Origin of the sequence: Pseudomonas sp. 30_B, assembly GCF_017491605.1 — a bacterium.
In the GTDB taxonomy this organism is placed as follows: Bacteria; Pseudomonadota; Gammaproteobacteria; order Pseudomonadales; family Pseudomonadaceae; genus Pseudomonas.
On the sequence record NZ_JAFGYY010000006.1, the window covers coordinates 186,819 to 199,727 of the forward strand.

12 protein-coding genes are annotated in these 12,909 nt (G+C 64.9%); 8 read left to right on the forward strand and 4 right to left on the reverse strand.

Annotated features, from left to right (window positions below):
- Positions 1–9 precede the first annotated feature (9 nt).
- On the reverse strand, positions 10–1,242 hold the full coding sequence (locus tag J5M67_RS08820) for a molybdopterin-dependent oxidoreductase (RefSeq protein WP_207884919.1): 1,233 nt from the start codon (positions 1,240–1,242) through the stop codon (positions 10–12).
- A gap of 278 nt (positions 1,243–1,520) precedes the next feature.
- On the opposite strand from J5M67_RS08820, the gene J5M67_RS08825 reads away from it, so the two are divergent.
- Positions 1,521–2,405, forward strand: a complete 885-nt coding sequence (locus J5M67_RS08825; protein WP_207884920.1) for a LysR family transcriptional regulator — start codon at positions 1,521–1,523, stop codon at positions 2,403–2,405.
- 285 nt (positions 2,406–2,690) lie between these two features.
- Entirely contained in the window at positions 2,691–2,939 is a 249-nt protein-coding gene (locus J5M67_RS08830) for a hypothetical protein (protein ID WP_207884921.1), read from the forward strand.
- A gap of 153 nt (positions 2,940–3,092) precedes the next feature.
- Here J5M67_RS08830 and fabF read toward each other — a convergent pair whose 3' ends face one another.
- A complete protein-coding gene (fabF, locus tag J5M67_RS08835; RefSeq protein WP_207884922.1) occupies positions 3,093–4,361 on the reverse strand; it encodes a beta-ketoacyl-ACP synthase II in 1,269 nt (422 codons plus the stop codon).
- 106 nt (positions 4,362–4,467) lie between these two features.
- Between fabF and J5M67_RS08840 the strand changes: the two genes are divergently transcribed.
- The 3 genes from J5M67_RS08840 (at position 4,468) to J5M67_RS08850 (ending at position 6,534) form a co-directional block, all read left to right on the forward strand.
- On the forward strand, positions 4,468–4,962 hold the full coding sequence (locus J5M67_RS08840) for a helix-turn-helix domain-containing protein (protein ID WP_207884923.1): 495 nt from the start codon (positions 4,468–4,470) through the stop codon (positions 4,960–4,962).
- 139 nt (positions 4,963–5,101) lie between these two features.
- Entirely contained in the window at positions 5,102–5,500 is a 399-nt protein-coding gene (locus tag J5M67_RS08845; RefSeq protein WP_207884924.1) for a VOC family protein, read from the forward strand.
- Positions 5,501–6,057: 557 nt separating this feature from the next.
- A complete protein-coding gene (locus J5M67_RS08850) occupies positions 6,058–6,534 on the forward strand; it encodes a Bro-N domain-containing protein (protein WP_207884925.1) in 477 nt (158 codons plus the stop codon).
- A gap of 165 nt (positions 6,535–6,699) precedes the next feature.
- On the opposite strand, the gene J5M67_RS08855 is transcribed toward J5M67_RS08850, so the two are convergent.
- Positions 6,700–7,806 carry a GlxA family transcriptional regulator gene (locus J5M67_RS08855; RefSeq protein ID WP_152227726.1) on the reverse strand — a complete coding sequence of 369 codons (1,107 nt, stop codon included), beginning with the start codon at positions 7,804–7,806 and terminating at the stop codon, positions 6,700–6,702.
- Positions 7,807–8,182: 376 nt separating this feature from the next.
- On the reverse strand, positions 8,183–9,559 hold the full coding sequence (locus tag J5M67_RS08860; RefSeq protein WP_207884926.1) for an L-serine ammonia-lyase: 1,377 nt from the start codon (positions 9,557–9,559) through the stop codon (positions 8,183–8,185).
- Between the two features lie 339 nt (positions 9,560–9,898).
- Between J5M67_RS08860 and J5M67_RS08865 the strand changes: the two genes are divergently transcribed.
- The 3 genes from J5M67_RS08865 (at position 9,899) to choW (ending at position 12,908) form a co-directional block, all read left to right on the forward strand.
- Positions 9,899–10,837 carry a choline ABC transporter substrate-binding protein gene (locus tag J5M67_RS08865; protein WP_207884927.1) on the forward strand — a complete coding sequence of 313 codons (939 nt, stop codon included), beginning with the start codon at positions 9,899–9,901 and terminating at the stop codon, positions 10,835–10,837.
- 238 nt (positions 10,838–11,075) lie between these two features.
- Positions 11,076–12,014: a choline ABC transporter substrate-binding protein gene (locus J5M67_RS08870; protein ID WP_207884928.1), complete on the forward strand. Its 939-nt coding sequence runs from the start codon at positions 11,076–11,078 to the stop codon at positions 12,012–12,014.
- A gap of 54 nt (positions 12,015–12,068) precedes the next feature.
- Complete coding sequence (choW, locus tag J5M67_RS08875) at positions 12,069–12,908, forward strand: choline ABC transporter permease subunit (protein WP_207884929.1); 840 nt, start codon at positions 12,069–12,071, stop codon at positions 12,906–12,908.
- The last annotated feature ends 1 nt before the right edge of the window (position 12,909 follow it).

Sequence of the window (12,909 nt, forward strand, 5' to 3'; positions counted from 1 at the left end):
TTCCCTGTTCTAGATGATGTGCAGCGGCAGTGATTCGATGGAGTGGCGGGCATAGCCGCCGGGGTTCCAGGTCGGCTGCGCCGGCTGCGTGTCGCCCCGCGCATTGCGGGCGCGCACCAGCAGGTGAACGACCCCGCGCTGGCGCGGCGCCCACTCGGTGCGCCATTCGCGGAACGAGTAGTTGCCGAGGTTTTCGCCGAGTCGCGTGGGCAGCCAGCTGCGCCCGCCGTCATCGGAGATTTCCACGCTGTGGATGCCGCTGCCGCCGTCGAAGGCGATCCCGCGCAGGGCCTGGTTCTGCCCGAGGTGCAGGGTCTGGCCCTCGCGCAGGCTGGTCACGAACGAACGCACCGGCAGGCGGCCGATAGGACGGCTTTCGGTCAGTGCGCTGCCGGCCGGCAGGCACTGGCAGTCGTTGTCGGGGACCCGGTAGGCCTTCTGCATGAAGAAGCCGTCGAACTCATGGTCGATGACCTCGATCTCGCTCAGGTGCTTGATCCAGTAGGTGCCGAAGTAACCCGGCAGCACCAGGCGCAGCGGATAGCCATTGAGCAGGGGCAGGTCCTCGCCGTTCATGCTCCACGCGATCAGCGGCTCGGCGCTCAGCGCGTGCTCGATGTCGATGGCCTTGGTCATGCTCGGGGTAGCCGGCAGCACCGGCTGGTCCAGCCCCCGGAAGGTGACCTGGCGGGCGCCATCGAGCACGCCGGCGTGGTTCAGCAGCGTGCGCAACGGCAGGCCGACCCAGCGCGCGTTGCCCATCGAGCCGTGGCCCAGCTGGGCGCCGAAGACGCGCGGCTCGAAGTAGCCGCGGCTGTTGCCGGAGCACTGGTTGATCGCGACCACGGTCACGGCCTCGCCCAGCGACTTCAGCGTCGCCAGGTCGAGGTCCAGCGTCTGGCGCACCTGGCCGTGCACGCGCAGGCGGTAGGCGGCCGGGTCGATGCGGGTGGGGATGTTCGCCAGGTGGTAGCGTACGAAGAAGGCGTCGTTGGGCGTCAGCAGGCTTTCGTTGAACACCTCGAACGGCGTCTCCAGGTGCGGGGGGCGCGTGGTGATGCGCATCAGCGGGCGCTTCTGCGGATAGGCGACCAACTCCCGGTCGCCATTGCCGAAGGGCTGCCGGGCGAGGTTCGCCGCCAGCGCCTGCAGCGGTTGGGTGGCCAGGCCGGCGCCCGCGAGTAGGGCGGCCTGGAGGAACTGGCGGCGATCGAAGCCGCCGCGCTGCCGGAAATCGCTCATACGGTTGGCTCCTTCATACCAGGACGAGTCGGAGCAGAACGCAGACGCCGTTGCAGGACGGCCAGGCGAGCATTCCGGGGAGGGTCGCCGCGCAGGCAAGGGCGGCGCCCAGGGGCAGGCAGAACAGCAGGTTCCGGTTCCGTGGTCGGATCCCGGCAGTGAGGGTGTGCATCCTTCGCTCCTCAGGTGAGGTCACGGGAGCACGGTAAGTGCCGGGTTTTAATTTGTTAAACGAATAGTTCCTGTATTAAATACCTGAAAAACAGGTAGATAAGCCCATGGCCCTCAGCTTTCGCCAGCTCCAGATCTTCTGTGCGGTGGCCCGCACCGGCAGCACCACGGCGGCGGCGGAAACCATTTCGCTGTCGCAGTCGGCCACCAGCGCGGCCCTCAACGAGCTGGAAGCGCAACTCTCCACACAGCTATTTGACCGGGTCGGCAAGCGCCTGCAACTGAGCGAGGTCGGCCGCCGCTTCCTGCCCCAGGCACAACGCCTGCTGGATGCCATGACCCAGCTGGAACAGCAGTTCACCGCGTCCGAAAATCCCCAGGCGAGCCTCACGGTGGCCGCCAGCAGCACCATCGGCAACTACGTGCTGCCGCGCTTGCTGGCGTCGTTCGACCAGGTGCAGCCGGGCGTCCGGGTGAACGCGCACATCGGCAATACCGGCGCGGCGGTGGCCGAGGTGGTGGCGTTTTCCGCGGACATCGGCCTGATCGAAGGTCCCTGCCACGAGCCGGGCCTTTTGGTGGAACCCTGGCTGGAGGACAGCCTCATCGTGGTGGCGGCGCCCGGGCATCCGCTGGCGTCGCGCACGCAGGTCTCCCGCGAGGCGTTGCGCCGCGCCCGCTGGCTGCTGCGCGAGCCGGGCTCGGGCACGCGCGAGGAGGTCAGCCACGCCCTGCTGGGGCACCTGCACTACCTGGAAGACAGCCTGGACCTGGGCAGTTCCGAAGCGATCAAGCACAGCGTCGCCGCCGGGCTCGGGATCAGCTGCCTGTCGCGCTGGGTGGTGGAGGAACAGCTGGCGTCGGGTGCGCTGGTGGAGCTGCGCAGCAGCCTGCCGCCGCTGCGGCGGCGCTTCTATATGCTGCGCCAGCGCTGCAAGTTCCTTTCGCCGGGGTTCGAAGCCTTCTGGCAGCACTGCCGCACGGGCGTCTAGCCATCGGGGATGGCCGTCGCGCGGGCAAAAAAAATCCCCTGGGACGCCCGACGCGTGACAGGGGACAAAGCGAGCCGGGAACGGGCTCTCAGTGTGTTCAAAACCCGGGCCGGCAAGGCATGTGGGTTGTGCATGGATTGGAGTCTGCCTGTCGGGTTGCCGGTGCGGTTAGCCGAAAGCGACCTGCGCGTGCCCGTTGAGGACATTCCGCCGGCCGGGTGCTTGCCGCCCCTCGCCGGGCTTACCAGAATCGGGGAAAACCCAAGCCGCTCCAGGAGAACTGCCATGATGCACGCCGACCTGATCGACCAGGATGATTTCCGTGAACGCCTGCAGGCACTGGGCTTTGCCGTACCGCCGGACGTGACCGCGGAGCAAGCCTGCGAATACGCCGTGCGCGCGCTGACCCCGGAGCGCTCCATGGCGCTGCGCCGCCTGGTGGAAGAGCTGCTGGTCGGCAACGCCACCCTGCTGCCCGCCGTGCGCGAGGCGATCTCCCGCCAGCTGCTGCCGGCGCTGGTGCCCAGGCCCTGAGCCTGATCGGGCGCACGGGAGGTCGCTCCTGTGCGCCGATTTCCATGTTCCGTCCAAGCGCCCCGATCAATTTCCCGATCGGAGATGGAGAAGTGCCCACGGACGAGCCGCCGAAACTCTCCTCCCCACCGTCCACCTGACCGCTAACGCCCGTTATTCACCCTGCCATTTCCTGAACAGAACGCTGGCATTTACACCGCCGAAACCAAACCCATTCGACAGCGCGTATTCGGTCGCCAGCGCTGTGCTTGTGCGGGCGATGTTCAAGCCCTCGGAGGAGGGATCGGCACTCTCCAGGTTCAGTGTCGGTGGTGCTACCTGGTCCCGCAGTGCCAGCACCGTGAAGATGGCCTCGATCCCTCCCGCCGCGCCGAGCAGGTGGCCCGTGGAGGATTTGGTGGCGCTGATGACGGGCGACGTCTCTCCGAAGACGGCCTTTATCGCCGCCAGCTCGGCGTTGTCGCCAACAGGCGTCGACGTGGCATGTGCGTTCAGGTGGCCGACCTGGTCCGGTGCGACGCCTCCTTGTTGCAGTGCCTGGCGCATGGCCCGTTGGGCCCCGTCTCCATCTTCCGGCCCGGAGGTGATGTGGTAGGCGTCGGCGCTGGTTCCATAGCCGATCAGTTCTGCAATGGGCGTGGCTCCTCGTGCCAGGGCGTGCTCGAGTTCTTCGATCACCAGAAGGCCCGCGCCCTCGCTCATGACGAAGCCGTCCCGCGCGCTATCGAAGGGGCGAGAGGCTTTTTCAGGGGCGTCGTTGAAGGCGCTCGCCAAGGTTCGCGCGGCGGCAAAACCCGCGAGGCTGACTCTGTGAATGGCGGCTTCCGCGCCCCCGCACAGCGCGACGTCCACTTCGCCGGACCTGATCATGCGGGCAGCGTCGCCAATGGCCTGTACGCCAGCGGCACAGGCCGTGACCGGCGCCCCGAGGGGACCTTTCAGCTGGTGGCGAATGGAGACCTGGCCGGCGGCGAGGTTGCAGAGGAAGGACGGTATGGTGAAGGGCGATAGACGCCGTGGGCCTTTGCTGTCCGTGGTACGCACCGCGTCCGCAATGGCCGGGAAGCCGCCGATGCCCGAGGCGATGATCGTGGCAGTACGCTCCTGCTCGATGGCGGAGGTCGGTGCCCATCGGGCTTTGGTCAGGGCGTCTTCTGCCGCGGCCAAGGCGAACAGGATGAAGCGATCGACCTTGCGCTGCTCCTTCTGGGAAAGAACGCTGTCAGGGTCAAACCCGCCCAGAGGGTCTGCCTCAAGCCCGGGGACCTGACCGCCGATGCGCACGGCCAGGTCGCCGATCAGCTCTTCTGGCAGCGCGCGAATACCCGAGGCACCCGCCAGCAGCCGCTCCCATACGAGCTCAACACCCCGACCGAGCGGTGTAACCGCCCCCATTCCGGTAACGACGACACGCTTTCTCATGAAGGCTTCGCTCCTTTGCGGTTAAATACCTGGGTAAAGGAAGTTACTATCATAATGAAAGTCACATCCGGAGCGGATTTTTTCCGGACAACCATGAGCGATGCCTATGCAGCGTAAGACCCTCTCTGACTCCCTATGCCCGATCGCCCTCAGCCTGGAGCAGGTTGGCGAATGGTGGAGCCTGCTGATCATGCGCGATGCGCTGCAGGGGGTGTCCCGGTTCGACGAGTTCTCCAGGAGCCTGAACATCGCTCCCAACATGCTGACCCGCAGGCTCAACGCGCTCGTGGAGGCCGGGCTGCTGGAGCGCCGCGCCTACTGCGTCAAACCGCTCCGACATGAGTACATCCCGACCGGAAAAGGGAGGGATCTCCAGGTAGTGCTTTATGCATTGATTGCCTGGGGCAATCAGCACTTCGTCTCGGATGAGATCGCCGTACAGGTTGTGGACAGGGCTTCAGGAAGGCCGCTGCGCCCCATGATGGTCGATGAAGTGGACGGCAGGGTGGTGCCTTGGGATGAATGCGACCTGGCGGCTGGACCGGGTGCCAGCCAGGGGATTGTCGAGAGACTGCAACTCATGAAGGACTCTCTGAAGTAGTGGACCGATGGCAAACGCATCGTTTCGCAAACGGCCTACCGGGAATTCCTCCTGGCTGTTTCCATCCCCGCTTATCACGTCTTTCTGCGCCCATCGCGGGGTGACCTAGACTGCCCCCTTCAACTGAAGGAGAGCCGTCATGACCCAAGCCACCCCCTTCCTCATGTTCCAGGGCGGCGTCGCGCAGTCGGCGTTGGACCTCTATCTCGCCACCTTCCCCGACTCTCGCGTGCTGCACGTGGAGCGTTACGCCGCCGGTGAGCCGGGGCCGGAAGGGACGATCAAGGTGGCGCGCTTTCAGGTGTGCGGGCAGGCGTTCATGTGCTCCGACAGCCCGGTGAAGCATGACTTCGATTTCACGCCGTCCAGTTCGATCTTCGTGGAGTTCGATTCGCAGGATGTGCTGGATCGGATCTTCGATGTGCTGGCCGAGGGCGGGCGGGTGTATATGCCGCTGGGGGACTATGGGTTCAGCCGGCGCTTTGGCTGGGTGAGCGACAGGTTCGGGGTGTCGTGGCAGTTGAGCCTGGCGCTGTAGGTGGCGGTGTTGGTCTGTAGGAGCGGGCGCCACGCGGCGGCAATCTCCTTTGGCCAAGAATTCTTCCGCGATGGATTTCGCGGACAAGGTCCGCTTCTACGGGATCAAGCGCGGAGCTGACCTGTAGGAGCGCCCCATGGGCGCGATCGCGGGCATGGCCCGCTCCTACAAGGGCATTCGGTGTTCTGCTGAGACGGGGTTCTCCCGGCGTGCCAAATCCTTTCCGGTCTCGGCTTGTTGCCTTGGATGATTCGGGAAACGCCCTACACTGCCCCGGCGTTGCGGTCTTACAAGCCCTCTGCGTAGCGTTCCTGGCACCACGTTTCGGCGTGGTCAGGTGTGGAAACCTGTTTAGAACTTACGAACGCCATAGCAGGGATGATTCCGTTCGGAACTGGACGGAATTAGCTCTGGCTGTCTATGGCGGACCGTGTGAGGCGGACTTCAGTCCGGCCGGTCTTCTTTCGTAAGTTCTCCGGTTTTCCACCCTTGCACGGTCCGCCTCCCTTTTCGGATGTTTCGGGCGGCGGCTTCTTTCATGAGCAAGGAGCTACGGCATGAACACTTCGACGTCTTCCCCGGCCGCTGACGGCCTGACAACCCATTCCTTCGTACGTTACAGCCGGCGGCTGCGCGGCGTGCTGATCGATCAGCAGGCGTGGTTCGTCCTGCGCGATCTGGCCAAGCTCACGGCCAGCCACCTGGGCCCGCGCGTGGCGCAGAAGCTGGACCCGGACCAGTCGCGCTGGGAGCGGCTGGCGGGCGCGGAGGAGGATGAGCTGCTGGTGAGCGAGAGCGGTGTGTATGCGTTGCTGATGCTGCACTTCTATCACCCGGAGAACCGCAGCCTGCGGCAGTGGCTGAGCAATGAGGTGGTGCCGGTGTTGCGCGAGGCGGAGCAGCACAATGCGCTGTTGCCGCGCCATCAGTTCCGGCAGATGCAGGGGCAGGAGGTGGCGGTGCTGGATTGGCAGGGACGGCTGTGGATGCGGGTGGTGGATGCGGCGCGGTTGATGGAGTCGGAGGGGCGATAGGCGCAGCGGAGTTGGCCTGTAGGAGCGCCCCATGGGCGCGATCGCGGGCATGGCCCGCTCCTACAGGGGACGTCTTGCATACGGGCGGCCCTCACCCCAACCCTCTCCCGAAGGGAGAGGGAGCTGTTCGGTGTGAGGGGTTACCCAGGCGTTAGCCGGTGGTACTCAGAGCACGCGTACGCTGGCGAAGGTGGATTCGCCCTGGGCCTGGCTGAGGGCGGAGATGGCCGAGGAGTTGGGCATCAGCGCCAGGTCCTGCGGGATCGGCATGACCATGACCGGCTGCCCGATCGGCTGGCCCTGGCGCTCGTCGCGCGGCGGGATGCCGAAGTATTCGCGGTAGCACTTGGAGAAGTGCGGGGTGGAGACGAAGCCGCAGACCGAGGCGACTTCGATGATCGACATGGAGGTCTGCTTGAGCAGCTGGCGCGCACGGATCAGGCGCAGCTTCAGGTAGTAGCGCGACGGCGAGCAGTGCAGGTACTTCTGGAACAGGCGCTCGAGCTGGCGGCGCGAGACGTTGACGTAGACGGCCAGTTCGTCGAGGTCGATGGGCTCTTCGAGGTTGGCTTCCATCAGCGCGACGATTTCCTGCAGCTTCGGCTGGTTGGTGCCGAGCATGTGCTTGAGCGGCACGCGCTGGTGGTCCTGTTCGTTGCGGATGCGTTCGTAGATGAACATCTCGGAGATGGCGGCGGAAAGCTCGCGGCCATGCTCGCGACCGATCAGGTGCAGCACCATGTCCATCGGCGCGGTGCCGCCGGAGGAGGTGAAGCGGTTGCGGTCGATGGAGAACAGGCGGGTGCTCATGGCCACGCGGGGGAAGGCTTCCTGCATGGCGGCCAGGCATTCCCAGTGCACGGAGCAGTCGTAGCCGTCGAGCAGGCCGGCGCGGGCCAGGGCCCAGCTTCCGGTGCACACGGCGCCCAGCTTGCGGCCGTGGCGGGCCTGGGCCTGGAGGAAGGTGACGTGTTCGCGGGTGACGCTGCGCTGGATACCGACGCCGCCGACCACGATCAGGGTGTCCATCTGCGGGGCACTGTCGCAGGAGGCGTCGGGGGTGATCTGCAGGCCGTCGCTGGCCCAGACCTGGCGGCCGTCGAGGCTCAGGGTGTGCCAGCGGTAGAGTTCGCGACCGGATAGCTGGTTGGCCATGCGCAGCGGTTCCACCGCCGAGGCCAGGGAGATCAGGGTGAAGTTGTCCAACAGCAGGAAGCCGATGGACTGCGGAGCTCGGTTTTGCGGGGGAACTCCGGGGTTGAACGCGTTCATTCGATCACCTCACGCTAGTCACAGTCGCCTCTATGGAGGCGTTTCTTATGCTTGTTGTTTTCTGGTCGGGAAATCCGCCGTGGGCGGTCCCCTGGCTGTTCCTCTACGTATAGCAAGGCAAATGCCATGCCTACATTGATTGAGCGTTCAATAAAAAAAGAAAACGGCATGGAAATGCCGTTTTTGACGGGGCGGATTGCGACCCGCTGGAGGTCGCAAATACGCATGAGGTGGGGCCTGGGGATTTCGGTAGCACTCGCCGGTCACGTTGCCGGCGGTGCTTTGCGCCAAACGGTAACGCTCGTTGGGAGATCAGTACGAGCGTACCGCTGCGCCAGAATGAGGCGTTTTTACGACCGGGTGGTCGATTTTGGGATCAGCACTCGATGCTGCTGACGGCCAGGCCGCCGCGGGAGGTTTCCTTGTACTTGTCGTGCATGTCGGCACCGGTGTCGCGCATGGTGCGGATCACCTGGTCGAGGCTGATGAAGTGCTGGCCGTCACCGCGCAGGGCCATTTGCGCGGCGTTGATGGCTTTCACCGCCGCAATGGCGTTGCGCTCGATGCAGGGCACCTGGACCAGGCCGCCGACCGGGTCGCAGGTCAGACCGAGGTTGTGTTCCAGGCCGATCTCGGCGGCGTTCTCCACCTGCTCGGGGCTGGCGCCGAGGACTTCGGCGAGGCCGGCGGCGGCCATGGCACAGGCGGAGCCGACTTCACCCTGGCAGCCCACTTCGGCGCCGGAGATGGAGGCGTTCTTCTTGCACAGGATGCCGACGGCGGCGGCCGCCAGGAAGTAGTTGGTGACGTCGTCATCGCTGGCGTCGGGATTGAAGCGCATATAGTAGTGGAGCACCGCCGGGATGATCCCCGCCGCGCCGTTGGTGGGCGCGGTGACCATGCGCCCGCCGGCGGCGTTTTCCTCGTTCACCGCCAGGGCGAAGAGGTTGACCCATTCCATGGCGGAGAGGGTCGAGCCGATGACGTTGGGTTTGCCGATTTCCAGCAGGCTGCGGTGCAGGCGTGCGGCGCGGCGCTGCACGTTGAGGCCACCGGGGAGGATGCCTTCCTGGTTGAGGCCGCTGTTCACGCAGTCGCGCATGGCCTGCCAGATGACCTTGAGGCCTTCGCGGATGTCGGTTTCGCTGCGCCACATGCGCTCGTTGGCCATCATCAGCTCGGACACGCGCAGGTTGTGGCGGCGGCACAGGGTGAGCAGTTCGGCGGCGCTGGAGAAGTCGTAGGGCAGGACGGTGTTGTCGGTGTCGAGGCTGCCGGAGGCGGCCTGCTCTTCGTCGACGACGAAGCCGCCGCCGATGGAGTAATAGGTATCGCTGTGCAGCTCGCCGCCGTCGTCGAACGCGGTCAGGCGCATGGCGTTGGGGTGGTAGGGCAGGTTCTCGTCGAGCAGGCGCATGTCGCGCACCCAGTCGAAGGGCACTGCGTGCTTGCCGGCCAGCAGCAGTTCGCCGGATTCGCGCAGGGCTGCCATGCGGGGCTCGATCTGCTGCGGGTCGATGCGATCGGGCCATTCGCCCATCAGGCCCATGATGGTCGCGCGGTCGGTGCCGTGGCCGACGCCGGTGGCCGACAGCGAGCCGTATAGGCGGACTTCCACACGGCGGGTGCGTTCGAGCAGCCGGCGCTCGCCCAGGGTGCCGACGAACAGCGCGGCGGCGCGCATGGGGCCTACGGTATGCGAGCTGGAAGGGCCGATACCGATCTTGAACAGGTCGAACACACTGATTGCCATGCCGAACTCCGAGCGGGCTGCATCCTGCGAGGGTGGGGGCGGGGGCACGTCCCTGTGCCCGCGTTGCGCCGTCATCATCGACCCAAGCGCCGGCACGGCCCCTTCCGGCACCGACTTGGCCATATCCAAAAGCGCCGTGCACGCCGTGCGGCACGGCGCGGCCGCGGTAACGCCGGCGCTGGTGTTCCGTCGACGACGAGGTCATGTCTGGACACGACATCCAGGGGCCGGACGTCGATTGGTCGATAGGCGCGGGAATCCGCCTTGCTCCATGATCCGTACCCGACGAACGGTATCGGACCGTGCGCGCCCCCTTTCCCGCAGTCAGAGGCTGGTCTCATGAAGAGTCTTGTGTCGTCGCTGTTGGCGTTATCCGTGGTACTGCCGGGCGTTGCCCGCTCGGCCGAACCGGAATCCTGTGCCGTCGTGCGTTTCGCCGACGTGGGCTGGACCGATATCACCGTCACCACCGCGGTCACCCGCCTGGTGCTCGCTCACCAGGGCTACCGCACCAAGGTCGAGCGGATGTCCGTGCCGGACACCTACAAGGCCATGGCGCAGGGCAAGATCGACGTGTTTCTCGGCAACTGGATGCCGAGCATGGCGAACGACATCAAGCCCTTCGCCGACAAGGGCACGGTGGAAACCGTGCGGGCCAACCTCGAAGGCGCCAAGTACACCCTGGCGGTGCCGCAGTACGCCTATGACGCGGGCCTGAAGAGCTTCGCCGACATCGCGAAGTTCAAGGAGCAGCTGGGCGGCCGCATCTACGGCATCGAGCCGGGCAACGACGGCAACCAGCTGATCAAGAAGATGATCAACGAAAAGGCCTTTGGCCTGGGCGACTTCAAGCTGGTGGAGTCCAGCGAGGCCGACATGCTGGCCTACGTGAAGCGCGCCGGGGCGCTGAAGCAGCCGATCGTGTTCCTGGGTTGGGAACCTCACCCGATGAATACGCGTCTTCAGATGAAGTACCTGGACGGCGGCGATGCCTACTTCGGGCCGAATTATGGCGGCGCCACGGTCTTCACAAACGTCAGGGCAGGCTATCTTCAGGAGTGCCCGAATGTCGCGCGGCTGCTGAAGAACCTGAAATTCGACCTGGCGATGGAGAACCAGCTGATGGATGCGGTGCTCAACGAGCGACGCAATCCGCGGCAGGCCGCCAAGAGCTGGCTCAAGGCCAATCCGCAGGTGCAGGACATGTGGTTGCAGGGTGTCGCACCGAGCGCTTCCGGCGGTGCGGCGGAGGGTTCGAAGTCCCTCGCGAAGGACTGATCGCGACCCTTGCAGGTCGCCTGGACCGGGCCTTTGAATTGGATGCGACATGCCTGGTGCTGAATGCGACTTCGCCTGCACTGGTTGCGACGCACCCGGTATGCGGCGAATTTTTCCTGTTCCATGATCGATCACGAAATGACGAAAAAGGGCGCAGATCACGGCCCTTCTTACAACAAGAGACCGCCGCGCCCACTGCGGGTAGCGCCGGCGCCCAACCCCGCAGAGGAGTACGTCCATGAAAGGTTGCAAGTCTTTGCTGCTGGCTGTGTCCGTTTGCGCGCCGCTGGCGGTTCAGGCCGCTGAACCTGAGTCGTGCGGCACGGTTCGTTTCTCCGACGTCGGCTGGACCGACATCACCGTGACCACGGCGACTACCCGCCAGGTGCTCGAATCGCTTGGCTACAAGACCAAGGTGACCATGGTCTCCGTGCCGGTGACCTACAAGTCGCTGGCGAACAAGGACATGGACGTGTTCCTCGGCAACTGGATGCCGAGCATGGCCAACGACATCAAGCCCTACGCCGACAACGGCTCGGTGGAAACCGTGCGGGCCAACCTCGAAGGCGCCAAGTACACCCTGGCGGTCACCCAGGCGGCCTATGACGGCGGCCTGAAGACCTTCGCCGACATCGCCAAGTTCGCCGACAAGCTCGACAACAAGATCTACGGGATCGAGCCGGGCAACGACGGCAACCGCCTGGTCCAGGGCATGCTCGACAAGAACATGTTCAACCTGGGCAAGTTCAAGCTGGTGGAATCCAGCGAGGCCGGCATGCTCTCGCAGGTCGGACGTGCCGACCGCCGCAACCAGTGGATCGTGTTCCTGGGTTGGGAACCGCACCCGATGAACACCCGCTTCAAGATGAAGTACCTCGAAGGTGGCGATGACGTGTTCGGCCCCAACTACGGCGGCGCGACCATCTATACCAACGTGCGCAAGGGGTACGTTCAGGAGTGTTCCAACGTCGGCAAGCTGCTGACCAACCTGACCTTCACCCTGGAGATGGAAAACAAACTCATGGACGCCGTGCTCAACGGAGGCAAGAAGCCCGAAGAGGCGGCAAAAGCCTGGTTGAAGGACCATCCGGAACTGCTCGACGCCTGGCTCGCCGGCGTGACCACCCGTGACGGCAAACCAGCCTTGGCGGCAGCCAAGGTGGCATTCGCGAAATAAGTGCCGAAGTCATTGCCGTTGGACGATTCCTCAAGCTTCTGATGGGCCCGCATTATGTTTCTGACTGACCACAAGCTCCCGCTGGGTGAACACATCGCCGCCTTCGTCGAGTGGCTTACCCAGCATGGCGCCGCTTTTTTCGACAAGATTTCCGACACCCTTGAGTTCCTGATCCACGCTGTCACCAACAGCCTGCTCTGGTTCAACCCGCTGGCCCTGATTGCGCTGATGGTCATCCTGGTGTTCTACATCCAGCGCAGTTGGGGGCTGGCGGCGTTCGCCCTGGCCTCCCTGCTGCTGATCCTCAACCTGGGGTACTGGCAGGAGACCATGGAGACCCTGGCGCAGGTGATCTTCGCTACGGTCGTGTGTATCGCCGTCGGTGTACCGCTGGGCATCCTGGCGGCGCACAAACCCTGGTTCTACACCGCGCTCAGGCCGCTGCTGGACCTGATGCAGACGGTACCCACCTTCGTCTACCTGATCCCGACCCTGACCCTGTTCGGCCTGGGTGTGGTGCCGGGCCTGATCTCCACGGTGATCTTCGCCATCGCCGCGCCCATCCGCCTGACCTGCCTGGGTATCCAGGACGTGCCGGCGGAACTGATGGACGCCGGCAAGGCCTTCGGTTGCTCGCGCTGGCAGCTGCTGACCCGTATCGAACTGCCCCACGCCATGCCGAGCATCGGCGCCGGGATCACGCAATGCATCATGTTGTCGCTGTCGATGGTGGTTATCGCCGCGCTGGTGGGTGCTGATGGCCTCGGCAAGCCGGTGGTCAACGCACTCAACACGGCGGATATTTCCCTCGGCTTCGAGGCCGGTCTGGCCATCGTACTGCTCGCCATCCTGCTCGACCGGGTGTGCAAGCAACGTTCGCTGCGGGGGAGGTAAG

Coding starts and splice junctions, on each gene's coding strand:
- J5M67_RS08850 (WP_207884925.1), top strand. CDS start 6,058: ATGAACACTTCGACGTCTTCCCCGGCCGCTGACGGCCTGACAACCCAT.
- J5M67_RS08860 (WP_207884926.1), bottom strand. CDS start 9,559: ATGGCAATCAGTGTGTTCGACCTGTTCAAGATCGGTATCGGCCCTTCC.
- J5M67_RS08855 (WP_152227726.1), bottom strand. CDS start 7,806: ATGAACGCGTTCAACCCCGGAGTTCCCCCGCAAAACCGAGCTCCGCAG.
- J5M67_RS08825 (WP_207884920.1), top strand. CDS start 1,521: ATGGCCCTCAGCTTTCGCCAGCTCCAGATCTTCTGTGCGGTGGCCCGC.
- J5M67_RS08820 (WP_207884919.1), bottom strand. CDS start 1,242: ATGAGCGATTTCCGGCAGCGCGGCGGCTTCGATCGCCGCCAGTTCCTC.
- J5M67_RS08865 (WP_207884927.1), top strand. CDS start 9,899: ATGAAGAGTCTTGTGTCGTCGCTGTTGGCGTTATCCGTGGTACTGCCG.
- fabF (WP_207884922.1), bottom strand. CDS start 4,361: ATGAGAAAGCGTGTCGTCGTTACCGGAATGGGGGCGGTTACACCGCTC.
- J5M67_RS08870 (WP_207884928.1), top strand. CDS start 11,076: ATGAAAGGTTGCAAGTCTTTGCTGCTGGCTGTGTCCGTTTGCGCGCCG.
- J5M67_RS08830 (WP_207884921.1), top strand. CDS start 2,691: ATGATGCACGCCGACCTGATCGACCAGGATGATTTCCGTGAACGCCTG.
- J5M67_RS08840 (WP_207884923.1), top strand. CDS start 4,468: ATGCAGCGTAAGACCCTCTCTGACTCCCTATGCCCGATCGCCCTCAGC.
- J5M67_RS08845 (WP_207884924.1), top strand. CDS start 5,102: ATGACCCAAGCCACCCCCTTCCTCATGTTCCAGGGCGGCGTCGCGCAG.
- choW (WP_207884929.1), top strand. CDS start 12,069: ATGTTTCTGACTGACCACAAGCTCCCGCTGGGTGAACACATCGCCGCC.